At 54.7% G+C, this 25,086-nt stretch carries 23 protein-coding genes; 7 read left to right on the top strand and 16 right to left on the bottom strand.

Annotated elements, in window-relative coordinates:
• Nucleotides 1–9: 9 nt before the first annotated feature.
• The 5 genes from JM656_RS10835 to JM656_RS10815 form a co-directional block, all read right to left on the bottom strand.
• Nucleotides 10–816, bottom strand: a complete 807-nt coding sequence (locus JM656_RS10835) for an ABC transporter permease (RefSeq protein WP_203361145.1) — start codon at nt 814–816, stop codon at nt 10–12.
• Nucleotides 806–1,750: an ABC transporter permease gene (locus JM656_RS10830; protein WP_370552327.1), complete on the bottom strand. Its 945-nt coding sequence runs from the start codon at nt 1,748–1,750 to the stop codon at nt 806–808. Before JM656_RS10830 ends, JM656_RS10835 begins: the two co-directional genes overlap by 11 nt.
• Nucleotides 1,751–2,764 carry an ABC transporter ATP-binding protein gene (locus tag JM656_RS10825; RefSeq protein WP_203361144.1) on the bottom strand — a complete coding sequence of 338 codons (1,014 nt, stop codon included), beginning with the start codon at nt 2,762–2,764 and terminating at the stop codon, nt 1,751–1,753.
• A 17-nt stretch (nt 2,765–2,781) separates the two neighbouring features.
• Entirely contained in the window at nt 2,782–3,927 is a 1,146-nt protein-coding gene (gene ydcS, locus JM656_RS10820; RefSeq protein ID WP_203361143.1) for a putative ABC transporter substrate-binding protein YdcS, read from the bottom strand.
• Nucleotides 3,928–4,264: 337 nt separating this feature from the next.
• The gene (locus tag JM656_RS10815) at nt 4,265–5,674 is read right to left on the bottom strand and encodes a PLP-dependent aminotransferase family protein (protein WP_203361142.1); all 1,410 of its coding nucleotides are present in this window, start codon (nt 5,672–5,674) and stop codon (nt 4,265–4,267) included.
• Nucleotides 5,675–5,838: 164 nt separating this feature from the next.
• Between JM656_RS10815 and JM656_RS10810 the strand changes: the two genes are divergently transcribed.
• The 4 genes from JM656_RS10810 to JM656_RS10795 all read left to right on the top strand — a co-directional run bounded on the left by JM656_RS10810 (nt 5,839) and on the right by JM656_RS10795 (nt 8,757).
• On the top strand, nt 5,839–7,242 hold the full coding sequence (locus JM656_RS10810; protein ID WP_203361141.1) for a cytochrome ubiquinol oxidase subunit I: 1,404 nt from the start codon (nt 5,839–5,841) through the stop codon (nt 7,240–7,242).
• Nucleotides 7,242–8,252, top strand: coding sequence for a cytochrome d ubiquinol oxidase subunit II (gene cydB / locus JM656_RS10805; protein WP_203361140.1), 1,011 nt, complete (start codon nt 7,242–7,244; stop codon nt 8,250–8,252). The genes JM656_RS10810 and cydB overlap by 1 nt, the downstream gene beginning before the upstream one ends.
• Entirely contained in the window at nt 8,252–8,380 is a 129-nt protein-coding gene (locus JM656_RS10800) for a DUF2474 domain-containing protein (RefSeq protein ID WP_192612264.1), read from the top strand. Before cydB ends, JM656_RS10800 begins: the two co-directional genes overlap by 1 nt.
• Nucleotides 8,381–8,526: 146 nt before the next feature.
• A complete protein-coding gene (locus tag JM656_RS10795) occupies nt 8,527–8,757 on the top strand; it encodes a DUF2554 family protein (protein WP_203361271.1) in 231 nt (76 codons plus the stop codon).
• 3 nt (nt 8,758–8,760) lie between these two features.
• Here JM656_RS10795 and JM656_RS10790 read toward each other — a convergent pair whose 3' ends face one another.
• Nucleotides 8,761–10,722, bottom strand: coding sequence for a U32 family peptidase (locus JM656_RS10790; RefSeq protein WP_203361139.1), 1,962 nt, complete (start codon nt 10,720–10,722; stop codon nt 8,761–8,763).
• A 78-nt stretch (nt 10,723–10,800) separates the two neighbouring features.
• Nucleotides 10,801–11,337 (bottom strand): helix-turn-helix domain-containing protein, encoded by a 537-nt coding sequence (locus tag JM656_RS10785; RefSeq protein WP_203361138.1) that lies wholly within the window; start codon nt 11,335–11,337, stop codon nt 10,801–10,803.
• Nucleotides 11,338–11,431: 94 nt separating this feature from the next.
• Here JM656_RS10785 and JM656_RS10780 point away from each other — a divergent pair, with 94 nt between their 5' ends.
• Nucleotides 11,432–12,601, top strand: a complete 1,170-nt coding sequence (locus JM656_RS10780; RefSeq protein WP_203361137.1) for a benzoate/H(+) symporter BenE family transporter — start codon at nt 11,432–11,434, stop codon at nt 12,599–12,601.
• 33 nt (nt 12,602–12,634) lie between these two features.
• On the opposite strand, the gene JM656_RS10775 is transcribed toward JM656_RS10780, so the two are convergent.
• The 3 genes from JM656_RS10775 to tehA all read right to left on the bottom strand — a co-directional run bounded on the left by JM656_RS10775 (nt 12,635) and on the right by tehA (nt 15,073).
• Complete coding sequence (locus tag JM656_RS10775) at nt 12,635–13,312, bottom strand: DUF3313 domain-containing protein (RefSeq protein WP_203361136.1); 678 nt, start codon at nt 13,310–13,312, stop codon at nt 12,635–12,637.
• 163 nt (nt 13,313–13,475) lie between these two features.
• Nucleotides 13,476–14,072 (bottom strand): tellurite resistance methyltransferase TehB, encoded by a 597-nt coding sequence (gene tehB, locus JM656_RS10770; protein WP_203361135.1) that lies wholly within the window; start codon nt 14,070–14,072, stop codon nt 13,476–13,478.
• Nucleotides 14,069–15,073 (bottom strand): dicarboxylate transporter/tellurite-resistance protein TehA, encoded by a 1,005-nt coding sequence (gene tehA / locus JM656_RS10765; protein ID WP_203361134.1) that lies wholly within the window; start codon nt 15,071–15,073, stop codon nt 14,069–14,071. Before tehA ends, tehB begins: the two co-directional genes overlap by 4 nt.
• A gap of 112 nt (nt 15,074–15,185) precedes the next feature.
• Here tehA and ydcK point away from each other — a divergent pair, with 112 nt between their 5' ends.
• A complete protein-coding gene (gene ydcK, locus JM656_RS10760; protein WP_203361133.1) occupies nt 15,186–16,166 on the top strand; it encodes a YdcK family protein in 981 nt (326 codons plus the stop codon).
• On the opposite strand, the gene rimL is transcribed toward ydcK, so the two are convergent.
• From rimL to JM656_RS10735, 5 genes are all read right to left on the bottom strand, one after another.
• Nucleotides 16,158–16,703 carry a 50S ribosomal protein L7/L12-serine acetyltransferase gene (gene rimL / locus JM656_RS10755; RefSeq protein WP_203361132.1) on the bottom strand — a complete coding sequence of 182 codons (546 nt, stop codon included), beginning with the start codon at nt 16,701–16,703 and terminating at the stop codon, nt 16,158–16,160. The genes ydcK and rimL overlap by 9 nt on opposite strands.
• A gap of 90 nt (nt 16,704–16,793) precedes the next feature.
• Nucleotides 16,794–17,012, bottom strand: coding sequence for a YdcH family protein (locus JM656_RS10750; RefSeq protein ID WP_192612273.1), 219 nt, complete (start codon nt 17,010–17,012; stop codon nt 16,794–16,796).
• Nucleotides 17,013–17,179: 167 nt separating this feature from the next.
• Nucleotides 17,180–18,838: a glucan biosynthesis protein D gene (locus JM656_RS10745; RefSeq protein ID WP_203361131.1), complete on the bottom strand. Its 1,659-nt coding sequence runs from the start codon at nt 18,836–18,838 to the stop codon at nt 17,180–17,182.
• A 231-nt stretch (nt 18,839–19,069) separates the two neighbouring features.
• Entirely contained in the window at nt 19,070–20,578 is a 1,509-nt protein-coding gene (locus JM656_RS10740) for a carboxylesterase/lipase family protein (protein ID WP_203361130.1), read from the bottom strand.
• A 48-nt stretch (nt 20,579–20,626) separates the two neighbouring features.
• Nucleotides 20,627–21,970, bottom strand: coding sequence for a VOC family protein (locus JM656_RS10735; protein ID WP_203361129.1), 1,344 nt, complete (start codon nt 21,968–21,970; stop codon nt 20,627–20,629).
• 295 nt (nt 21,971–22,265) lie between these two features.
• Here JM656_RS10735 and JM656_RS10730 point away from each other — a divergent pair, with 295 nt between their 5' ends.
• A complete protein-coding gene (locus JM656_RS10730) occupies nt 22,266–23,189 on the top strand; it encodes a LysR substrate-binding domain-containing protein (RefSeq protein WP_192612277.1) in 924 nt (307 codons plus the stop codon).
• Between the two features lie 79 nt (nt 23,190–23,268).
• Here the strand turns inward: JM656_RS10730 and JM656_RS10725 are convergent, their stop codons facing one another.
• Complete coding sequence (locus JM656_RS10725) at nt 23,269–24,942, bottom strand: methyl-accepting chemotaxis protein (RefSeq protein ID WP_203361128.1); 1,674 nt, start codon at nt 24,940–24,942, stop codon at nt 23,269–23,271.
• Nucleotides 24,943–25,086 lie beyond the last annotated feature (144 nt).

The raw sequence follows: 25,086 nt of genomic DNA, 5'->3' as shown, positions 1-25,086 counted from the left end.
TATTGTCGTTTATTTACCGTTTTCGGCGAGCGAGTCGCCTTCACGTGTTAGCCACCAGGCACCTAAAATCGGAATCGTTGTCACCAGCATCACCAGCAATGCCACAACGTTCGTCACCGGGACATCGCGCGGTCGTCCCAGTTGATTGAGCAACCACAGCGGCAGCGTCCGTTCATGCCCGGCAGTAAATGTGGTAACGATGATCTCATCGAAGGAGAGCGCAAACGCCAGCATGCCGCCTGCCAGCAGCGCAGACCCTAAATTGGGCAACACCACGTAGCGGAAGGTTTGCCAGCCATTTGCGCCAAGGTCCATTGACGCCTCCACCAGGCTCCAGGAGGTGCGTCGGAAACGGGCGACCACGTTGTTGAACACCACCACCACACAAAACGTCGCATGCCCCACCACGATGGTGAAAAAGCCCGGCTCCAGATTGATGGTCTTAAATGCGGTCAGTAAGGCCAAACCGGTGATAATCCCCGGCAGCGCAATAGGCAGCAACAGCAGCAGCGAGATCGCATTCTTGCCAAAGAAGTCGCGTCGCCACAGCGCGGCCGCCGCCAGCGTTCCCAGCACCAGCGCGATCCCGGTGGATAACGCGGCGATTTTCAGTGACAACGTCACAGATTCCAGAATATCGCTGCGCTGCGCCGCGACGCTAAACCAACGAAGCGTCAGCCCCTGAGGCGGAAAACTAAACGCCGCATCTTCGGTGTTAAACGCATAGGTGGCGATAATCAGTATCGGGAAATGAAGAAAAATCACCCCGCCCCATGCGGCCAGTTTGAGGAGAAAAGGTGCGCGTTCAGAGTGCATCGAACGCTCCCAGGCGTTTCACGAACGCCAGATACAGTGCGATCAAGACCATCGGCACTAAAGTGAATGCTGCCGCCATCGGCATATTGCCGATCGCCCCTTGTTGCGAATAGACCATGTTGCCGATGAAATAACCGGGCGGCCCCACCAGTTGCGGTACGATAAAATCGCCCAGCGTTAGCGAAAAGGTAAAGATAGACCCTGCCGCTATCCCCGGAATGGCCAGCGGTAGCACCACGTAGCGAAAGGTTTGCCCTGGGCGAGCGCCCAGATCCGCCGACGCCTGGAGTAATGAAGGCGGCAAGCGTTCCAGCGCGGCCTGAACGGGAAGGATCATGAACGGCAGCCAGATATAGACAAACACCAGAAAACGCCCCAAACCGGACGTTGACAGCGTGTTGCCGCCGACGCCGGGTAGCGTCAGAAACGACATCAGCAGTGGTTCCAGCCCCATATGGGTCAGAAACCACTGCGCCACGCCGTCTTTTGCCAACAGCAGTGTCCAGGCATAGGCTTTGACAATGTAACTGGCCCACATCGGCAGCATGACCGCGATGTAGAAAAAGGCTTTCATCTTGCCGCGGGTGTAACGCGCCATAAACCAGGCCATCGGGAACGCCAGAATCGCGCTGGCGATTGTCACCGCCACCGCCATCGTCAGCGTTCGCAAAATGATGTCGTAGTTGGCGGGATTAAACAGCGCCTGCAGGTTGGCCAGCGTCAGGTCCGGCGTTACTGACATGGTAAAATCGTCAAAGGTATAGAACCCTTGCCACAGCAACGTCAGCAATGATCCAAAATAGACGATGCCAAACCACATCAGCGGTCCCAACAGCAGCAGGAACAGCCCCAGCCCAGGGTTGCGCCAGAAAAATCCGGAGATTTTACTCAGGCGTTTTGATGGAGGGGGCGAATGTAATACGCTCATTGCCATTTACCTCTCCTCAATCAACGGCACCATGACGTTGCGTGACCATGAGGCCATCACGTTTTGTCCCGGTGACAACGTCGGGGGCAGAATTTCCCCCGTCAGGTTGGCCTGACTGACCAGCAGCTTTTCGCCACCGCTCAGTTTCAGCTCAAACCGGGTCGCCGCCCCCTGGTACTGCACCGCCTGAATCACCCCTGCCGTCTGCACTTCACCCGGGACATTGAGCCGAATATGTTCCGGGCGCAGCGAGTACGTTCCGGCAAGGCCGCAGACACGGGATGACATCGCCGTATCAAACACGTTTGATGTGCCGACAAACCCCGCCACAAAGGGCGTACGCGGTCGCATATAGAGTTCATGGGGAGAGTCAACCTGCTCGATACGGCCATTGTTGAACACCGCCACGCGGTCCGACATCGACAGCGCCTCACCCTGGTCGTGGGTGACGAAGATGAAGGTAATGCCGAGCGACTGCTGCAGCTTTTTCAACTCCAGCTGCATCTGCTCGCGCAATTTGAGATCGAGCGCGCCAAGCGGTTCATCCAGCAGGAGTACCCGTGGCTCATTGACCAGCGCCCGGGCAATCGCCACACGCTGGCGCTGACCGCCGGAAAGCTGCGAAGGTTTACGTCCGTGAACAAAACCAAGGGCGACTTTTTCCAGCGCCTCCTGGGCCTGTGCATAACGCTGTTTTTTAGCAACGCCTTTGACCATCAGACCATACGCGACGTTGTCGAGAATCGACATATGCGGGAACAGCGCGTAATCCTGGAAGACGGTGTTGACGTCCCGCTCCCAGGGCGGTAATTCGCTGGCGTGCTGACCAAAAATTTTAATTTCACCGCCGGAGAGCTGCTCAAAACCTGCAATCAAGCGTAAGCAGGTCGTTTTGCCGGAGCCGGAAGGCCCCAGCATGGAAAAAAACTCACCGTCATTTATCGCAATACTGACGCCATCCACCGCCCGTACGTCACCGTACAGGCGTGAGACGTTCTCAAACTCCACTGCGTACGTCATAAATCACCCCAGAGGAATTAGCGACCGCCCATAATGGCAATGTAGTCCTGCGTCCAACGGCTGTAAGGCACAAATTTGCCGCCTTCCGCGATCGGCGTTTTCCAGAAAGCGATTTTGTCGAAGAAGTTGTAGCCGTTGGTTTCACACCCTTTTTCACCCAGCAGCGGGCTGGCTTTACAGCCATTGGGCACCACTGGCAAAGAGCCAAACCAGGCGGCGACATCGCCCTGCACTTTCGGCGTCAGCGACCAGTTCATCCACTTATACGCGCACACCGGGTGTTTGGCCTCGCTGTGCAACATGGTGGTATCGGCCCAGCCGGTCACCCCCTCTTTTGGAAAAACTGTGGCGATAGGCTGGCCTTCGGCTTTCAGCGCATTCGCCTGATAAGGCCAGGCGCCCGAGGCGACCACGCCTTCATTTTTGAAATCACTCATTTGCACGGTGGTATCGTGCCAGTAGCGATGGATCAAACCGTGCTGGGTACGCAGCACTTCGAGTACGGCCTGGTACTGTCTCTCATTTAGTTGATAGGGATCGGTAATACCCAACTTCGGTTGGGTGGCTTTCAGGTATAACGCGGCATCCGCAAGATAGATGGGGCCATCGTAAGCCTGGACGCGTCCCTGGTTTGATTTACCATCCGGGAGATCCTGCTTCACAAACACCACGCCCCAGCTGTCCGGCGGCGTTGGGAATGTTTTGGTGTTGTACATCAACAGGTTCGGCCCCCACTGATACGGCGTGCCATAAACCTTGCCGTCGACGTTAAACCACTCGCCTTTCACGACGCGTGGGTCGACCTCTTTCCAGTTGGGGATCAACGCCGTGTTAATCGGTTGCACGCGTTTGCCCATAATCAGTCGCAGCGACGCATCCCCCGAAGCGGTCACCAGATCGTAGCCCCCTTTTGTCATCAGGCTCACCATCTCATCTGACGTTGCGGCAGTTTTCACATTGACCGCACAGCCCGTCTCTTTTTCAAACTGGGTGACCCAATCGTACTGCTTATCGGTTTGACCCCGTTCGATGTAACCAGGCCAGGCGATAATATCCAGACGACCTTCCGGTTTTTCTAATGAGGTGGGCGGTTCGGCGGCGTGTGCGGTCATCAAAGTCATACCGAGCGCACACAGGCTGCTGCGGGCAAATGTCTTGCTCATAACGTCTTACTCCTGTCGCAAAATATTGAGCGGCAGCCTTGCCGTAAATATATGTCCTTTCCTAAAAATAGTCGGCGCCTTTGAAGCGCACCTGTCGGGGCAAGGAAATTTAATCAGGTTGTGAGCTGACACGCATTACGCCGCAGATAGCAGCAACAATGCTAAATCTTCTGGAGTATAGACAAGGAGTTAGGGCACAGAGGAAAAATAGAGCGGGCTATTCAAATTTCCTATGACGGGCAATACGTTAATAGCGATGGGGTTAACAATCGGTCATGAATAACTATTTTGAAAATGACTCTGCGCTATTCAAATTAAAACAATAGCGCCAGAGAATTTATTTCAGCATGCCGCGAATCAGATTTCCTAGTTGTTTCACCGCCTGCTCTTCTCTTTCTCCCCAGGGCCAGGCGGTATTAAAACGAAAGAAACGCGTCCAGGTGTCAGAGGTAGAAAACATTTTTCCCGGGGCGATACTGATGTGATGCGCCAGCGCTTGTGCGCTCAACGCCCCGGCATCCAGCGAGTCAGGCAACTCCAGCCAGAGAAAATAGCCGCTGTCGTTATGGTGTATTTTGACCTCTGCCGGAAGGTGGCGGAGTAACGTTTGCCAGGCCTGCTGTTTGCGCTCGGCAAGCTGGCGACGTAAACGGCGTAGATGGGCGTCATAACGACGGGTCGCGAGGTAATCCACCAACGCCAGCTGCATCGGCGAACTGGTAGAAAGCGTGCTCATCAGTTGTAGCCGCTGGATTTGTCGGGCGTGCTGCCCCGCTGCAACCCAGCCGATGCGAAATCCGGGCACCAGACATTTCGAAAACGACGAGCAATGTAACACCCTGTCGCTGCGATCCCAGGCTTTGGCGGGCAAGGGTTTTTCACGACCAAAATAGAGTTCGCTGTAGACATCATCTTCTATCAGCATCACGTTGTACGTTTCCAGCAGTGCGACCAGTTTTGCCTTCTTCTCCGGGCTGAGCGTGAAGCCGAGCGGGTTTTGGCTGTTGGTCATCAACCAGCACGCTTTCACCGGATACTCCTGTAACGCCTGTTCCAGCGCGGCTAAATCAATGCCCTCTTTGACATCGGTCGCCACCGACAGCGCTTTTAAGCGTAACCGTTCTAACGCCTGCAACGCGCCGTAGAAACAGGGATTTTCAACAATCACCCAGTCGCCGGGCTCGGTCACGGCTTGCAGACTGAGGTTTAACGCCTCCAGCGCCCCGGCCGTGATCACGATTTCATCGGGAGAGACGGTTATGCCCTGCTGGGCATAACGGCGCGCAATCGCGTGGCGCAACTCGGCATTCCCCGGCGGCAGGTTTTCAATGACGCTCATCGCCGTGGCGGTCTTGCTGACCTGGGCCAGGGAACGGTTAAGCTGCTGTAAGGGGAATAGTCGCGGGTCGGGAAACGCCGAGGCAAACGGCATGACGGAGGCATCCCGGCTGGCCTGTAATATCTCAAAAATATAGGTATTGATATCCACCGCTTCATCGCGCATGACCTGCGCAGGCGGCACCACCGGCTGGCGCACCGGACGCGGCGCCACATAGTAGCCCGATTGCGGGCGGGCAATGATGCGCCCCTGACTTTCCAGCAACTGATACGCGTGACCGACCGTCATAAAGCTCATGCCGCTACTGGCAACCTGCTCTCGCAACGAGGGCAAACGATCGCCTGGCTGCCACACGCCGGAGGCGATTTGATCGCGAATCTGTTCGGCCAGTCGCTGATATTTCTTCATTTCTCTTCCTGAACGCGTACAGGGATAAACGTAGTGTATATCAGTTTACATAATTGCCTGGTTTTTGATAACTGTTATGGTTAAATAAGCGGGTTCTGTTTCTGCCACTGAACATGCCAGACGCTTAAAATTGCGCTGAATCAATTTTCTCTGTGGAGTTGGGCATGTTCGGTCTTGATGCGTTTCACCTGGCGCGAATTCAGTTTGCGTTTACGGTTTCTTTCCACATTATTTTTCCCGCGATCACCATTGGGCTCGCCAGTTATCTGGCGGTACTGGAAGGCCTTTGGCTGAAAACGAAAAACCCCACCTGGCGTTCGCTGTACCATTTCTGGTCAAAAATTTTCGCCGTCAACTTTGGTATGGGGGTTGTCTCCGGGCTGGTGATGGCCTACCAGTTTGGCACCAACTGGAGCGGTTTTTCCGAATTCGCGGGCAGTATTACCGGTCCGTTGCTCACCTATGAAGTGCTAACCGCCTTCTTCCTGGAGGCGGGATTCCTCGGCGTGATGCTGTTTGGCTGGCACAAAGTGGGCCCCGGCCTGCACTTTTTCTCTACCTGCATGGTGGCGCTGGGCACCATTATTTCTACCTTCTGGATCCTCGCTTCAAACAGCTGGATGCAGACGCCGCAAGGGTATGAAATCGTCAACGGCCAGGTCGTGCCGGTCGACTGGTTTGCCGTCATTTTCAATCCTTCTTTCCCCTATCGCCTGTTGCATATGTCGGTGGCGGCATTCCTCAGCAGCGCGTTGTTCGTGGCGGCTTCTGCAGCCTGGCACCTGTTGCGCGGCAATAACACCCCCGCCATACGCGCGATGTTTTCGATGGCGCTGTGGATGATCTTAATCGTCGCGCCGATTCAGGCCGTGATTGGCGATATGCACGGGCTGAACACCCTGAAGCATCAACCGGCGAAAATCGCCGCCATCGAAGGCCACTGGGAGAATCCTCCCGGCGAGCCCACACCGCTGCTGCTGTTTGGCTGGCCGGATATGGAGCAGGAACGCACCCGCTACGGGCTGGCGATCCCCGCGCTGGGTAGCCTGATCCTCACGCACAGTCTGGATAAACAGGTCCCCGCGCTGAAAGAGTTTCCGAAACAGGATCGCCCGAATTCAACCATGGTGTTCTGGTCGTTTCGCATTATGGCAGGACTGGGTATGTTGATGATTCTGTTGGGCGCCATCGCGCTATGGCTGCGCTACAGAGAGCGGCTGTACAGCTCGCGACCGTTCCTGCGCTTTGCGTTATGGATGGGGCCTTCCGGATTGATCGCCATTCTGGCCGGATGGGTAACGACCGAAGTCGGTCGCCAGCCCTGGGTGGTTTATGGCCTGCAACGCACCGCCGATGCCGTTTCTGCCCATGGCGACCTGCACATGAGCATCAGTCTGCTGGGCTTCTTTGTGGTCTACAGCTCCGTGTTTGGCGTCGGCTACAGCTACATGATCCGGCTTATTCGCAAAGGACCGCAGGAAGATGACCCAACCCTTCCGCCAACCGGTACGCCTGCGCGGCCGCTTTCTGCCGCTGTCCTCGATTCTCAACAAGAGGCACATCGCTAATGGGTATTGATTTATCAGTAATCTGGTTTGTTATCATCGTGTTCGCCACGCTGATGTATATCGTGATGGACGGTTTCGATTTGGGGATCGGCATCCTGTTTCCCGCCACCCGAGATGCCGACGATCGCGATGTGATGGTCAATAGCGTCGCCCCGGTCTGGGACGGGAATGAAACCTGGCTGGTGCTAGGCGGTGCGGGATTATTCGGCGCGTTTCCGCTGGCCTATGCGGTGATTGTCGATGCGCTGACCATCCCGCTCACGCTGATGCTGATGGGATTAATCTTTCGCGGCGTCGCCTTTGAGTTTCGTTTCAAGGCCACGCCTGCGCACCGCCCGTTCTGGGACAACGCCTTTCTGGGCGGATCAATACTCGCGACGTTTTCGCAGGGGGTTGTCGTCGGCGCGGTGATCAACGGGTTTTCCGTCACCGGACGCAGTTACAGCGGTGGGCCATTCGACTGGCTGACGCCCTTCACGCTATTTTGCGGTGCCGGACTGGTCGTGGCCTACGCGTTACTGGGCGCCACCTGGCTGGTCATGAAGAGCGAAAATCCCTTGCAGGATAAAATGCGGGCGGCGGCGAAAAAATGGCTGATGGCGTTATTGCTGGTGATTGCCATCATCAGTCTCTGGACGCCGCTGGCGCACAGTGACATTGCCGTCCGTTGGTTTAGTCTGCCGAATCTGTGGTTCCTGCTACCCGTGCCGGTGCTCGTTGGGCTGTGTAGCCTGTGGCTGTGGCGATCGCTGAACCAACCTGAAAGCCATGCGCTGCCGTTTGTCCTGACATTAGGGCTGATTTTCCTCGGTTTCAGTGGTCTGGGGATCAGTATTTGGCCACACATTATTCCGCCGTCTATCACCCTATGGCAGGCGGCAGCGCCCGCACAAAGTCAGGGCTTTATGTTGGTTGGCGCATTGCTGATTATCCCTGTCATCCTGGTTTATACCTTCTGGAGCTATTACGTATTTCGTGGAAAAGTTCAACATGGCGAGGGGTATCATTGATGGAACACTCAGTCTGGAAACGCTTGATGTGGCTGGTTATCTTGTGGGGAGGCAGCGTGCTGGCGCTGGCCGCCGTGGGCATGTTCTTTCGCGTATTGATGGCGGCAGCCGGGTTTAAAGCGCACTAGTCCATCCGCCGGGGGCCGCCCGCTCCCGGCACTTGCCCTTCTTCAGCACACGCTGACAAAGTCTTTTCGCAAATTTGAATTTTTGAATAATAACCCGACGAAACCGTGGGCATGATAGCCGCAAAAGGTAATCAGACGGTGGCATGATGTTTACGAAAGCGTTATCAGTGATGTTACTGACCTGCGCGCTGTTTTCGGGTCAGTTGATGGCGGGACACAAAGGGCACACATTTTTGTGGGTAAAGAACGTGGATCATCAGCTTCGCCATGAAGCGGACAGCGATGAACTTCGTACGGTGGCGGAAGAGTCTGCGGAAGGCTTGCGCGAGCACCACTACTGGCAAAAATCACGCAAGCCTGAAACCCATTTTCGCTAAAACTTAATCTTTACGCTTCGGCAGCGTTTTCATGAGTTCTTCCGGGCTGACCGACGCCACCACACTCCCCGGCATCGGCATTTTCAGAATATGATTTTTGATCTTGCCGATGACATGCATTTCACACGGACGACAATCAAACTTCAGCGTCAGCACTTCATCACCGTGGACCAGTTGCATAGGCGTGGCCTTCCAGCTCTTGATATTGCCTTTCGCCTGTTTCGGGCACAGGTTAAACGCAAAACGCAGACAGTGCTTGGTGATCATCACCGGCACGTCGCCTTTTTCTTCATGCGCTTCATAAGCGGAATCAATCAGTTGCACGCCGTAGCGGTGGTAAAACTCACGCGCTTTGCGGTTATAGACGTTCGCCAGGAAACTGAGATGCGCTTCCGGGTATACCGGTGTGGGCTCCGTCACCGGTTTACGGTGACCGCGTTGATAGCGGGCAAGACGCGCGGCGTCGAGCATTTCGGTGGCTTCCCGCCGGAACTGGTTAAGCACACTATTCGGCACAAACAACGCGCCGGGCAGCGTCACCTCAACGTTGCGGGCATAGTACATCGTCTGCCCCAGTTTGGCTAAGCCGTCTTTCAGGTTGCTCAGCGCTTTTTCAGCATTGTTGGCTTCGTCGAACTGACCGTCCAGACTGTGCGTGATGCTGACGCCCTCTTCGCTGGTCAGCGTCAGGATCAGCTGTTCCTGCCAGCCGCCCAGTTCAATATCTACCGCCACGCGGCGCTCGCTGGAAGTTTTCGTTAATGCCTGCTGCCAGTTGTGGTCCAGGTTACGATTGAGCGGGTGATGCGGGCGCACCTTGTGCAGATCAGCCGGCATCTCATTTGGCCAGACGCGATAACGATTCTGCCCCGTTTTTTCAACGGTATTGGCGCGAAAACCGACCACGTCACGCTTGATCAGCACATTTAACCCGTCACCGTTTGCCAGCGGCTCCGTGACTTCGACGTCCAGATGATCTTTCGCCACTTTCAGAACTTCACCGACCGGAAGACCAATAAATTTCGGTGAATCAAAAGCGCCAATGTCGCCTTTACGGTCATTCACAAAGTAATCTGTGCTGCCGCGGTGGAACGTTTTGTCCGTCGAGGGAATAAAGAAATGTTCAGTACGTCCCGCTGACGCCCGGGCCAGGTCGCTACGATCGTCGATAATCGCATCCAACATCTGCCGGTAATGGGCGGTAATATTCTTCACGTAGCTCATGTCTTTGTAGCGTCCTTCAATCTTGAAGGAACGCACACCGGCATCAATCAACGCCCCCAGATTGGCCGTCTGGTCGTTATCTTTCATCGATAGCAGGTGTTTTTCATAGGACACCACCCGTCCCTGATCGTCTTTGAGCGTATACGGCAGTCGGCAGGCCTGGGAACAATCGCCACGGTTGGCGCTACGTCCGGTCTGCGCATGAGAGATATAACACTGTCCGGAATACGCAACACAGAGCGCGCCGTGGACGAAGAACTCAATGGTGGCGTCGGTCGCCTGGTGGATCGCCTGAATTTGGCTCAGACTCAGCTCGCGCGCCAGCACAATCTGGGTAAAACCAACATCAGCAAGAAACTTCGCTTTCTCAACGCTGCGAATATCGCACTGGGTACTGGCATGCAGTTCAATAGGCGGGATATCCAGTTCCAGAATCCCCATATCCTGCACAATCAGCGCGTCCACGCCGGTCTGATACAGATCGGTAATCAACCGCTGCGCGGGCTCCAGTTCATCATCATGCAAAATGGTATTGAGCGTCACAAAGATCTTCGCCCCATAGCGGTGAGCGAATGGCACCAGTTCAGCAATATCTTTCAGGCTGTTACTGGCGTTATGACGAGCGCCAAAGCCGGGTCCGCCGATATAGACGGCATCAGCGCCATGCAAAATCGCTTCACGAGCAATGGCGGTGTCGCGGGCCGGGCTTAACAGTTCGAGGTGATGAGGTTGCTGGCGCATACAATTAATACCATCCAATAACAGCGAAATGGCGGCTATTGTAGTCAGAAGCACCGATTTACGGAATACTTTTCCCGATTAACTCCGTGGGTAATGAATGAGTGAATGAAAGTGCGCGGCTTGCCCACTGCTGTTGCGATACGCATGGGCGGCGTCCCCGGCAAAGCGCACGCCTTCTCCGGCCTGTAGCGTTTTCCATTCACCGTTAATACACATATCCAGTTGACCCGAAATGACCACCACATGTTCGATAACACCGCGTTCATGCGGGGTTGATTCACTGAGCGCGCCGGGCGCCAACAGAATGGAAAAATGGTCAAAACGGAGCTCAGGGTCCCAGGGAAACAGCGGCGTGACCACCATCGCCTGCTGTTGTGGGTCAAATGTGGGCGGCGTCCCGGATTCCGGCGGCGAAATAAAGGTTGAAAACGGTACGTTCAGCCCGGTCGCTATCTTCCACAATGTCGCCACCGTAGGGCTGGACTCATTGCGTTCTATCTGCCCGAGCATGGCTTTTGAGACGCCGGTCGCCTCGGCCAGACGCGACAGACTCCATTCACGCTGATGACGCAGCGTTTTCAGGGTGGTAGCCAGATAGTGGGTCAGATTGTCCATATTTCTCCTCCCGCAAAGACTCAGCTTATCACTTGTACGCTATAACGCACAAATGCTACAGTGAGCGACCGCTATAACGCACAAAAGGGTCCCAATGCGTTCATTATCTCTTCCTCTGCCAACGGTGCTGTCTGGGTTTGTCGCCGTTCTGGTGGGCTACGCGAGTTCCGCCGCCATCATCTGGCAAGCGGCTATTGCCGCCGGCGCCACCACCGGGCAAATCGCCGGGTGGATGACGGCGCTTGGCATCGCCATGGGCGTCAGCACCCTCGCGCTGACGTTGTGGTATCGCGCACCGGTGCTGACAGCGTGGTCGACCCCTGGCGCGGCGTTGCTGGTCACCGGACTGCAGGGATTAACGCTTCAGGAAGCGGTCGGTGTTTTCATTGTCGCCAATCTGTTGATTGTCCTGTGCGGGGTTACCGGTCTGTTTGCCAGGCTAATGCAGGTAATTCCGCACTCACTCGCTGCGGCAATGCTGGCGGGGATCCTGCTGCGCTTTGGTTTGCAGGCCTTTAACCGTTTTGACAGTGAGTTTGTCTTGTGTGCCGGTATGTTTTTCGCCTGGCTGATGATGAAAATCATCGCGCCACGGTATGCCATTATCGCCGCGATGCTGGCGGGGATGGTGATTGCGTTGTTAAAAGGTGACATTGTCACGCAAAGTATTCAGTTTTCACCGGTGCTCCCTGCCTTTATCGCCCCGCAGTTTTCCTTTTCGCACTCGCTCAGCGTGGCGTTACCGCTGTTTCTGGTGACGATGGCGTCGCAAAATGCCCCCGGCATCGCCACCATGAAAGCCTCGGGTTATGCGTTGCCGGTTTCACCATTGATCGTTTTCACCGGGCTTCTGGCGCTGCTTTTCTCCCCCTTTGGTGTCTACTCCATTTGCATTGCCGCTATTACCGCGGCGATTTGCCAAAGCCCGGAGGCGCACCCGGACGCCAAACGTCGCTGGATGGCGGCAGCGTCGGCGGGGATATTTTATCTGCTGGCGGGCGTGTTTGGCGGTTCCGTGACCAGCCTGATGGCCGCCCTGCCCACCAGTTGGATCCAGATGTTGGCGGGACTAGCCCTGTTAGGCACCATTGGCGGAAGTTTGCATCAGGCGCTGGTTGATGTCACAGAACGCGACGCGGCTATCGTCACATTTTTGGTGACGGCAAGCGGAGTGACGTTGCTGGGGATCGGCGCTGCATTTTGGGGACTCATCGCTGGGGGGATTTGCTATGGCGCGTTACGTCTGACACATCGGAGAGTATAAAAAATTGCGCCATCCGAAGATGGCGCAGCAATCTTATTTCTGGATCGGTTTATTGACATCAAACATGGTGGCATCGGTCGCCATGTCGTCAACAACTTGCTTCAACGTTTCGAACGCCATCGGCGTGTTTTCGTTGTTCAGATCTTTACCTTCGCCCTTACGGACAACTTTCATCACCGGCTTATTGGTTGCCGCGTCAATCAGCTCGCCTTCAAAGTAGAGGCTGGTATCCATGTCGCGGTGGCCCGTTGCCATCTGTGTCCCTGCAATAACTAACGCTACAGGAACCACTTCATAGAATTGCAGTCCTTCTTTGCTGGTATCCACACCGGTAATTGCACCGCGGAAGATCAGGCTACGCGGACCAGGGGTCGCGACCAGCGGTTTACGCTGCCCGATAGCGGTTTTCATTTTGGTGTTGGTGTAGTTCAGCAGTTTATCGAGAACTTGCTGTCCAACCTGAGTGCTAGGTTTAGGAACCGGGTAATAGGTAACCGGGTTATAAACGATGCTATCGTATTTAGACGCATTGTAATTGGGATCGACCCAACGTAAAACCGGATGCCCCGTAGCAGATTTTGTTTCCTGAAGACCAGAATAGTCTTTTAAAAAACCCGAGTATTTATCTGGCTGAGTGACTTTAGACGCACAACCTGATAACGCCAGTAAACCAGTAAGCACTGCAACTTTTATTAAAGTTTGAGCACACATGAAACGATCCCTTAGTTTTGAAGATATGCATCTGAAATAATAGCAAAGAGAAAATAAATACGATGTACCAAAAATGGTATCGTCCGCACAAATTTGATCTCTGCATCCGATAAAACCCTTATCGAATGCAGAATGGATGATAATCATCGTAAATCAATCAGATTTAGCCGTTTTTTCGCGCCAGCATTGTCGCAAAACGTAATTTAATTCGGTTACCGTTAGCATCCGTACGATGTAATTCCCCAACATCTTCATTGTATTTCAGCAGTTCCCAGCCTTCATAATAACGACATAATTCGCCTTCTTTAAAAGCAAATGGGAAACCCACGGTACACGGGAAGTCTTCCGTATCCATTGCCGCCACGATCAGGTTATACCCTCCCGGTTTTGTACAACGCTGCATATTGGCAATCAAACCGGGAATGGTGTTGGCTTCAAGGAACATCAACACCACGGTAGAAAGAATAAAATCATACTCGCCATCAAAGCTTAGCGTGTTGAGATCGACAATCTTTTCATGCAAATTGTCCAGCCCTTCCGCCGCTTTAATGCGTTCCACGTTGGCGATACTCATCGGGTTTTTATCCCACGCCGTCACATCGAAACCGTTAGCCGCCAGATAAAGGCTATTGCGGCCGTTGCCACACCCCAGATCCAGTGTTTTTCCTGGTTTGACAACCTTAACCGCCTCTAACACTTCAGAATGGGTGCGGGTGAGGTCGTATTTTTCCGTAAAGTAATTTTCGTCGCGAAGAGTCATTTTTTATCCTCAGATTTCTGTAATGTTGCACGTTCAGCGCGAATCAGCAGTCTTCCCTGCATCAGCAATGCAACCGTACGTACCAGCAATAACGCAATAATTAAATTGGTGAAAATAAACAGTGGGATCGACAAGGTATGGAAAAACCCTGTCGGCGCGCCGTGCCCCAGATGTAATCCCGTGGTGGCCAGCGCAGAAACGCCGAACGAGAAGCTCCAGAATGAGGCATTAAACGGTTGTGACAGATACCAGGGCATCAGTCGCAACATAAAAAGCAGTTGCAACAGACCGTAGCCAAACAGCATCTTCGCCAGAATGTCGCCTTCTCCGCCGTTGACGCTCAACCAGGCGCTACAAGCCACCAGCGCGGGCGCAAGCTGAATGCCAAGGGAGGTGCGTAACATCGTCGGAAGTTCCCCGGCGCTGCGCAGACGCTGCAAAATGACCGGTTCCAGGCTCAGCCACGAGAACACGCCAGCACCTAAAAAGACCAGTCCGGCATCATTAAAGCCGAGCGCCCCACAGGCCATCGCACTGATAAAGTTGTTTGCCACCGTCGGCAAATACAAACCCGGCGTCGTGGCCTCCTCAGGGTGCGAGCCCCGCCACAGTCCGGCCGTCTGCCACGCGGCGTAGGTCAACTGAATGACAACCCCGATGCTGAATAACACCACCGATAACGGGCGACACCAGGGAACAAAGCCAATGGCGACCAGCATGGTGGTCGCGGGAAACAGGCTCACAAAGCTGCTCATCACCGGATGGCGCACTTCGGTCAGCACACTGTGGGGAAAACGCACCAGGCGACTAAGAAACGCCAGCGTCAGCAATCCCCAGATGATCATCGCCAGTATCACCAGTCCATCGCCGATCCAGTGGCTTACAGGCCAGATATGGCTTGCGTAGCGCCACGCGAAGCCCATACCGATGATGCCCAGAACCATGCCAAAATATCCCGCCGGAAGATTAAGCACCCGGTCGCTCTGCTTTTTCTTACTCATTTTGTTTAATTTATAAAGTATATTTGAAATGCATTTTATGGAATTTCAGCGGGTTTATCCAGAGCCGAAATCTTTGCTACGGTTATCTTAAGCGACTGAGTGGAAATAACCCATGACCAAATATCGTCTGAGTGAAGAACAGCGATCGTTTAGTTTTCAGGAGAATGGCAGTAAAAAAAGCGTACTCCTGCGCCAGATAATCGCTCTGAAAGACTTTAACGACGTCAAAGCAGGCACGCCCGGCGGTTGGGTGGACGCGGATTGCGTTCTCGCGCAGGACGGCCACTGCTGGATCTATGATGAAAACAGCATTGCCTTTGCCGGCGCGCGAATTTCCGGGAATGCCCGAATTACCCAGTATTGTGTGATTAAAGATGACGCGCAGGTTGGCGGCAATAGCTGGATTGATCGGGCGGAAATCAGCCATGGCGCCCGTATAAGTGACAACGTCACCGTGCAGCATTCCGTGGTTCGCGGTATCTGTCACCTCTTTGGCGATGCCCGCGTGTTGCATCAGTCTGAAATTATCGCCGCGAGCGGGTTAACCCGCGCTAACAACCTGATGCTGCAAATCTATGATCGCGCCACGGTGAGCCGCTCGCGGGTGGTGCACCAGGCACAAATCTATGGCGACGCAATCATCAATGAAGCGTTTATAGAGCACCGTGCTGAAGTGTTTGATTTTGCGCTGATCGAAGGTAACGCCGAAAACAATGTCTGGATTTGCGATTGCGCGAAAGTGTACGGCCACGCCCGCATCATTGCCGGGAGCCAGGAGGATGCCATTCCCACCCTACGCTACAGTTCGCAGGTGGCTGAACACGCCACCGTGGAAGGCAATTGTGTGTTGAAACATCACGTGCTGGTCGGTGGACGAGCCCATCTCAGCGGCGGCCCCATTCTGCTCGATGATCATGTCTTAATTGAGGGCGACACCCGTGTCATCGGCGAAGTATTGATAGAACACCGCGTTGAGATCACCGACCGGGCGACGGTGGAAGCCTTTGACGGCGACATGATCCACCTGCGCGGGCCGAAGACCATTAACGGGGAGCAGCATATTACGCGTACCCCCCTGGCGGGTTTACTGTGAAACGGTATCGATAATGCGGGCGTACATGTTGACGTCGTGATAATCGCCGTTGAGAAATTCAGCCTGTTTCATGCAACCTTCCAGCGTGAAACCATTTTGGATAGCCACGCGGTTACTTTTGGCATTATCGACCCGACATTTGATGACAAACCGCCGGATTTCGCCGCGCTGCGCATAACAATCGATAATGCCCTGCAATGCACGCGAAAGGATCCCCTGCCCCTGATGGTCTTCATCCAGCCAGTAACCGATATAGGCTGTTTTGTTCAGGGGTTCGATTAAATTAAACGAAATGACGCCCACGACATCGGAATGCTTAAAAATAAGGTACATTTTGGCGTATCCACGCTCGTGCAACATCTTGTTGCCCTGCACGTTTTTGCGCGTGTCGTCTTCAGAATTCACGAATTGCGGCCAGTTCAACGACGCTTGCAGCCACACTTTATTTTTGAGGACCAACTGGTGCAGAGCCGTAACGTGACTTTCGTCTACCGCCCGCAGTTGTAAGGTGTCGTCGAGAGTGATGATGTCGGACATTTCAGGCCATTCCCTTATTAAAAATCAAGATGGCCAGAATTGTATCAGATGAAGGGCCTCACCGCGGGTGAAGCCCTTTGAGAACATGCGTTATTCAACGCTTTCTTTTTGCAACATTTTAAGCAGATCGTCCTTCAACAGGAGTTTCTGTTTCTTCAGGCGAACAATATCCAAATTGTATCCCCGGCCATCTGAACCTTCCAGCCGGGCAATCTCGTGATCAAGTTTATTGTGTTTTTCAAACAAGGACAGAAAGCGAGGATTCTCGGTTTTCAGTCGGGAAATGAGATCTCTGTACTCTGGAAACATACGCTCTCCCTGTGAGTGGCAAAAATGTGTATAGCAAATACACACAGCCAGCTTACGCATTTGGCGCAGAGAATAATGCGAACGGGATCGAGTTTAAATCGTGTACAGGTATCAATGGCAGGAAAGGTGAAAACGGCTCCTCCACGCGGGAAGAGCCGTGCTAAACATTATTCGCGCATGATGCGATCGTCAACATACCGGCGTTTGTCCGGCGCTGGCGGGAAGTAGTGATACAACCAGGTTTCGCTGATGGCGTCGCCCTGACAGCGCAGGAACAGGCGCATATCCACCGGGTCGGTAGAGTCTGAGGTTGGATACCAGTCAAACTGAATGCGATAGCCGTCGAAAGGCTCAACATAGAGAATTTCGATCTGTTTCGCTTCACCGCTGGAGAGCGTAATCACCGGCTCAATGCCCTTCGGCGCTGCCGCTTTCAGATCGCCGCCCACGAAATCAATGGCAAAACGACGCGACCATTTTTCCGGGTAATGTTCGCCCGGTGCCCAACCTTCCGGGAACCCGCCCATACCGGTACGGGTTGCCATGACACGCGCCAACGGCGAGCGTACCGGCGGTTGCGCACTCCAGTACAGACGGTATTTGAATTCCAGTTCATCACCGGCTTTAATCGCTTTCTCCGGTTGCCAGAAGCAGACCACGTTGTCCAGCGTTTCACCGGTGGTCGGGATCTCCATCAGGCCGATCGTTCCCTTGCCCCATTGATTGCGCGGCTCTACCCACAGGCTTGGACGTTTGTTATACCAGCCCATAATGTCCTGATAGTGGGTAAAATCACGATCAAGCTGCAACAGACCAAACCCTCTTGGGTTGTTGTCGGTATAGGCGTTGAACTGCAGTTTTTGCGGGTTATTCAGCGGACGGCAGATCCATTCACCGTTGCCGCGCCACATTGCCAGGCGATCGGAATCGTGGATTTGTGGGTGAATAGTGTCGCACATGCGGCGTTCGTTATTGCCGCAGCTGAACATACTGGTCATTGGCGCAATGCCCAGTTGCTGAATGTCTTTACGGGCATAGATGTGATTTTCCACATCCATAATCACCTGGGTCTTCTCGCAATGGATGACAAACTTATAGGCACCCGTGACGCTTGGGCTGTCTAGCAGCGCGTACACCGTAAACGTGGTGTCGCCCGGCTTCGCAGTTTCAAACCAGAACGCCGTGAAATCAGGAAACTCTTCTTTCTTGTCCGCGTAGGTATCGACCGCCAGACCGCGCGCAGACAAACCGTACTGGTAGGTGTCATCAACGGCGCGGAAATAGCTGGCGCCGAGGAACGACACAATATCGCGACGCGCCAGTTCAGGTGCTTTAAACGCGCGGAAACCGGCAAAACCGAGGTCGGTCTGCCCTTCCAGCTGTTTAGTGTCGACGCCCGCATCGTTGTATTTAAACAGTTCAGGACGGAAGTGGATCTCACGCGCCTGATGCGTCGCCGCATCCACGGAGAACATCCGCACGCGACGGCGGAACCCCATCCCGACATGGAAGAACTGCACATCGAGCTCGCGCCCTTCTACGTTATTCCACAGCGAGTGTTCGGCATCATACTGGATGCTGTTGTACGCTTGCGGCGTCAGATTCGCCAGCGTGTTCGGCAGTGCGCGCGGCGCGCCGCCCCACGGTTTCTCGGCCAGGTCGTGCGCCATGGATTGCAGAACAGAGAAGTCAAAACGGACGGTTTGACCATCAGCAATGTCGGATTCGGCCGCAAAGGCGGCGCGAGAAAAGAGAGATGCAATACCACTGGTACCGCACACGGCGGCCATTGCCATTGAACCTTTAATAAATCGTCTACGATCCATACCTGAAAGTAAGTCCTTCTGGTCGTGTGAATGGTCCCGCGCTGGTACGTAACAGCGGCAAGAGAGTGCACGTTTCTGACCGCTCACTCTAGACAAAATCGATTAATAATCCAATTGTTGCCCGCCGATAATCTGTACAAAAATGAAAATATTTTCTGTCGATCGGAACAGACTGATTCCAATGTAAAGTTAGCGCAGGGTTATTACCGGGTTGAAACATCTTCACGGGGGTTAATCCAGGCTGACATGATGTTTCATCACCCGTTTAAGCAGTGACATCCGCGCCCGCATAAAACGGTTTTCAACTTTAAAACCGGCAAATTTGTTCAGACCAATACGCAACAGGCGATCGCGCCCCTGAATTGAGGCGGGCCAGCGTACCGGACCGTGCAAAACATCGCAGGTGCGACTGGCGTGATGGGCAAAGCTCACCCAGTAATCCGCAATGTGCGAGGCAAACGCCCGATCGTTGCCATTGGCGTAATAGCGCGACGGTTCCGCCAGCATCAGCGTATCAAAGACATAAGGCACCTCATTGCCGTGCCAGGCCCCCTTCGCATAGGTGGCATGCTCACTTTCCGCAACGTAATCGAACCAGTATCGCCAGCAGGGCTCGCCGACCCGCTGCTGCGCCTGCATGACCACATATCCCAGGGTGGTGAACGCCATATCCCGACACACCTGACGCCCCAGCTCTTCATCCCCTTTAACGCCGGGATACAACAGCTTGATAAGCCCCAGGCCCAGTCGACGCTCCCGGCGTAACTTTTCGATTTGCCCGGCGAGATCTACGCCAAATACCGGCATCACGCTGGCTTCATCGCTGTTTGAGCCAATCAGTACCGGCATCGGGTGCTGTTTACCCGCGAAAAAGACGTCGAGCATCGGTTCCGGGAGAACCGCATCGCCAAAAATGGGCGTCGGCGCAATTTTCAATGGCGCGCCAAGTGACCAGAACTGGCTCGGGGGAATGGCCCGTAGCTGTTCAGCAGTAGCGTTTTGCAGACCAAAATGCGCCGCCACAGCGACGCCGTTTTCGAGCGCCATTTCGCGTGGCGTATCGGGCAATGTATACCCGCTCTGAATCATCGCCCGCTGGAAAAGCCCTTTGGCGCGCGGCGAGGCCATTAATGAGAGGACGCTGCGTGCACCGGCGGATTCACCAAACAAGGTGACATTTTGCGCATCGCCCCCGAACGCGGCAATGTTGTCCTGCACCCAACGCAGCGCCGCAATCTGGTCCAGCAAGGCAAAATTGTTGAGGCATTCGCCCTCTTCGCCTTCCAGCGCCGGATGCGCAAAAAAGCCGAGATGACCGAGGCGGTAATTTAGCGTGACCACCACCACCTCGCGTTTGGCCAGCGCTTCGCCGTCGTAAGGCGGCAAACACCCAGAACCGATGGTGTAGCCCCCACCGTGTAGCCAGACCATGACGGGCAATGGCCAGGAACGCGACGCGGGTGACCAGATATTCAGATAGAGACAATCTTCCGAAAACCGCCCTGGGTCACCGCCGCCAAGCGCTTTGCAGTACTCAATATCCTGCCAGCTCGCGCAGGAGAAAGCGTTCGCCTGGCGGACGCCCTGCCACGCAGACGCAGGTTGTGGCGCACGCCAGCGCAGCTCGCCCGTCGGCGGCGCAGCATAGGGGATCCCACGCCAAAGGTGGATGTCGCCTTGTGCGACACCCATAATTTTCCCCTGCTGTGTTTCAGCCAGTGGGATGGAAGGGATTTTCATAACAACATCCTGACACGACTTCTTTTACATCCCAACAGGATACCGGGTTCAGAGCAGGCCGCAACGCCGCTTGCTGCGTTCTTCCGCCTGCTGGTACAACGCAAACTCATCATGGACCGGACAGCCCAATGCCTGCTCAAAGGCGTCACGGCTGGCATTGCCATGACTTCGCGCCTGCGTTTCATTACCGAGATTTGACTGAAAAATCCCCGCCGCGCTCACCGGCAGAAAATCTTCGTAGGTAATAGGTTGCGCCACCACCCACCCGCGCTCAATCAGCGGTTGCGGATCATCCCCCGCGTGGATCGCCTGACGATGTGCTTCGCCCGATGGCGTCAGGCGATAGCGAAACCAGGCCAGTCCTTGCTGGCGCAGGAGAAATTCACTGTCGGGAAAGGATTTGAACACCTCCTGTAGATGAAGCTGGTGCGTGAGATTATCTTTACCGGTCCCGGCCTTTTGCAGCAGCGTGTCATACAGTTCACGGCCTTTCGGGGTCAGCGCCACACCGCGCTGTTCGATTTCACCAAACCTCGCCGAGTGGGTTCCCTGCATTTCGCCAGAAAACAGCACGGGTTCTTCCAGCGCTTTAAAGCTGGTCTGGCGCAGCAGGATAGGCACCTCGCGGCGCGGCGGGCCTTCAATCAAAATTTTGGGTTCGATTCCGCACTCCGGCATCATGGATTGCACCCGGTCGATGTCCAGCGTACGCGGCGTCAGGTGATTAATATGGCAGCCGGGGAAACACACCACGTCGGCAATCAGGCGGTGTTCGTTATGCAGCGCATGGTATGTCGCCTCATCAACGGTGGCATGTCGATGCCAGCGAAAAGTCTCCAGCGCTTCCTGAACAAACTCTCGCGCCTGTGCAGGGGTAAAACTGCCCTGCGCGTCAAATTCATCCAACAGTGCATGACAACGCGGGGTAAAAATATCGCGTTTCGCCAGGATTTCCGCCGCCCGTTTTCTGAGGTCTTCGTTCTCGATAAGCTCGAGTCGCAACAGCGAGGTAAAGACGCGGAAAGGATTGCGGGAGAGCGACGCATCATCAATGGGGCGAAAGGCGGTGGAATGCACCGGCACGCCCGCCTGGGAAAGATCGTAATAACTGACAGGATACATCCCCATAATGGCGAACATCCTGCGCAGCGTGGAAAGTTCCTGTGCGGTACCCACCCGAATCGCACCGTGGCGCTCCACGTTCAGCCGCGCCAGTTCATCGGCGTTGGCCAGTTTTTCATGCAGCGTCGGGTTATTTTCCAGTACAGACAGATTCACGTCAGCGACAAGTTCCAGCAATGTCCCGTATTGCGGCACTTCCTGCTGGTACATTGCTGACATTGCCTGCGAAAAGTGTTCCCGAATTTCATCTGCCGTGATGGTGTTCGCCATAATGTCATGCCTCCAGTGAATATTACCTGGAGTGTAGAAAACGCTATTCACTCTGGGGGGAAGAATTTACGAAGTGTGATCTCGCCTGAATTCGTCTTCACCCTCGTTTATGCCAGCGCTTCATAGGGGTGATGTGTATCAGGACGAAAAACACACCGCAAAACAGTACAAAATATAAGCAAAACAAAACAGTTGTAACTTAAATGCTTTAAATGTTAATAATAATTTGCTTACAGGTTATCAAAAACAAATAACTTTACTTGTCACCAACACTGCTTTGTTTTTAACATCTATTATGGAAAAAAATGGTTTGTTCAGTCAGCGCATTCGTTTGCGCCACCTTCATACTTTCGTAGCCGTCGCCCAACAGGGAACACTGGGGCGCGCGGCTGAAACCCTTAACCTGAGTCAACCGGCCCTCTCCAAAACCCTTAACGAGCTGGAGCAATTGACCGGAACCCGTCTTTTTGAGCGTGGACGCCTCGGCGCGCAGCTCACGCTACCTGGCGAGCAGTTTCTTACCCATGCAGTGAAAGTGCTTGATGCGCTAAACACCGCAGGACAGGCGCTGAACCGCAAGGAAGGCCATAACCATGATGTGGTGCGCATTGGCGCCCTACCCACCGCCGCACTGGGGATCCTCCCCGCCGTTATTGGACAATTTCATCAGCAACAAAAAGAGACGACCCTGCAAGTGGCGACCATGAACAATCCCATGCTGCTGGCAGGCCTGAAGTCGGGTGAGATCGATCTGGGGATTGGCCGAATGTCCGACCCGGAATTGATGAGCGGACTCAATTATGAGCTGTTGTTTCTCGAATCCCTGAAACTGGTTGTGCGGCCCAATCACCCGTTGTTGCAGGAGACGGTGACGCTGAGTCGCGTGACGGACTGGCCGGTCGTTGTCTCCCCTAAAGGAACCGTCCCCCGGCAGAACGCAGAAGCCTTACTGCAAAGCCAGGGCTGCAAAATGCCTTCCGGCTGTATTGAAACGCTTTCAGCGTCACTCTCGCGTCAGCTTACCGTCGATTATGACTACGTTTGGTTTGTGCCTTCCGGCGCCGTCAGGGATGATTTACGTCAGGCGACGCTGGTGTCGCTGCCGATTCCGTCTCAGGGGGCAGGTGAACCTATCGGGATCCTCACTCGGGTCGATACAACCCTTTCCAGTGCAGCACAAACGTTGATTTCAACGATTCGCAAATCCATGCCGCTCTGACGCCTCGCGTTGTAGTCCCGTTTTAGATGCCCGGCGGGTCATTCACAGAAAGTAAGGCCGGGTAACCCCGGCCAGTTGCTCAGAACGCTTCCCGGTTATCGTTATGGGCTGTGGCGGGCTGCGGTGAATACGTTCCCGGCACTCGTTCTCCCCGGCTTCTGCCCTGCAAACGAAACGTCCCCACCGCGTCGGTTAGTCGGGCGGCCTGCGCTTCCAGAGAGGCGGCCGCAGCAGACGCCTCTTCAACCAGCGACGCGTTTTGCTGCGTCACTTTATCCATCTCTGAAATGGCCTGGCTGACCTGCACAATGCCGCGGCTCTGTTCATCAGAGGCTGCTGCGATGTTCAGCATAATATCGGTAACGCGTTTAACCGCTGCAACTATCTCCGTCATCGTGTCACCCGCTGCCACCACTTCGCCCGAACCTTGATCGATAAGCCTGACTGACTCGCTAATCAGTCCTTCAATCTCTTTCGCCGCTTGCGCACTGCGACTGGCAAGGGTGCGAACTTCACTGGCGACAACGGCAAATCCGCGCCCCTGTTCGCCCGCGCGTGCGGCTTCCACGGCGGCATTCAACGCCAGGATATTGGTCTGGAACGCAATGCTATTAATCACCGCCGTGATTTCGGAAATCTTCTTCGAACTGGAGGTGATATTGCCCATCGTTTTCACCACCCCAGAGACCATCTGACCGCCCCGGCTGGCTTTGTCGGACGCGTCTTCCGCCAGTTTGCTGGCGTGATGTGCGTTATCCGCATTTTGTTTCACCGTCGCGGTTAACTGTTCCATGCTGGCGGCAGTCTGTTCGATCGCCGCCGCCTGCTGTTCCGTGCGAGAAGAGAGATCGGTATTGCCCGCCGAAATTTCACTGGTGCCGCGATAGATCTCTTCCGTGCCCTGACGAACCGTGCCGACGGTCTGGACCAGCGCGTGCTGCATTTTTTGCAGATGACGGCTAAGTCGACCAATTTCACTGCCTCCGGCGGGTTCATCCTGTAGGGTCAAATCGCCGGAGGCGATCTGTTCGATGCGTCGGGCGGCACGTTGCAATGGTTGAATCACGGTACGGCGTAGCACGATAAATGTCATCAGGGTCAATACCAGCGCCAGCGCAAAGGCGCCAATCATAAACATCAGCCCCAGTTGGCTGCGCTGGTGCGCCTGACCACTCAGTTGGTTAGCGCGTTCCGTTCGCAGCTCTACCGCGTTCTGCAATGTGGCGTTATACGCGCTGTCCAGCGGCCGCGCCTGTTCATTTTCATGGTTGATAATGGCTTCGAACATGCCGTTTTTGGCGTATTTAACCATCGGCTGCAAACCGTCGGTGTAGGCGTTAAAGCGGGCGCGTAGCGCGTCGTCTAGCGCTTCATCCGCTGGCGTTTTCACGGCGCGCGCCATCCAGGCGTTAAACCCATCCTGCGCCAGTTTGATGCGTTTTTCCGCCTCGGCGATATTCGCTTTCATGTCCGCCATTTCGGCAATACGGCTGGCGGCGCCAGCATGGATCAGACTGATACGTGCGGTACGCAGATGGTCAGCACTATTGGATAGCCCCATACGCACCTGGATTTCATCCGTCACATCGCGTTGGTCGCGGTCGGCCTGCAACAGAAAATAGCCTGCCAGCCCCGAACTGAGCGCGAACAAAAGCAGGATGCCACCGAGAATGGAGGAAAACAGCGGAACCAGCCGGATATGATGCAAAAAGCCCAGCTTATGCGGTGCTTGCATCGATGATGTATTGTCCATGACCGTCGACTCTCTTGTAGGTGAATGCGCAAAAAACGCCCGTGAGAGGATCATCGGCATTTCCCGACAATGGCTTACCCTGAAAAGCGCCGTACTCGTCACATTTCAGAACAATTCATTCCGGGAAATTCAGGAAAGTGCCAG

Source organism: Citrobacter sp. R56 (assembly GCF_016811995.1).
Lineage (GTDB): Bacteria > Pseudomonadota > Gammaproteobacteria > Enterobacterales > Enterobacteriaceae > Citrobacter_D > Citrobacter_D enshiensis.
The sequence above is the reverse complement of the archived record's forward strand: the minus strand, read 5'-3'. Positions and strand labels throughout refer to the sequence as shown.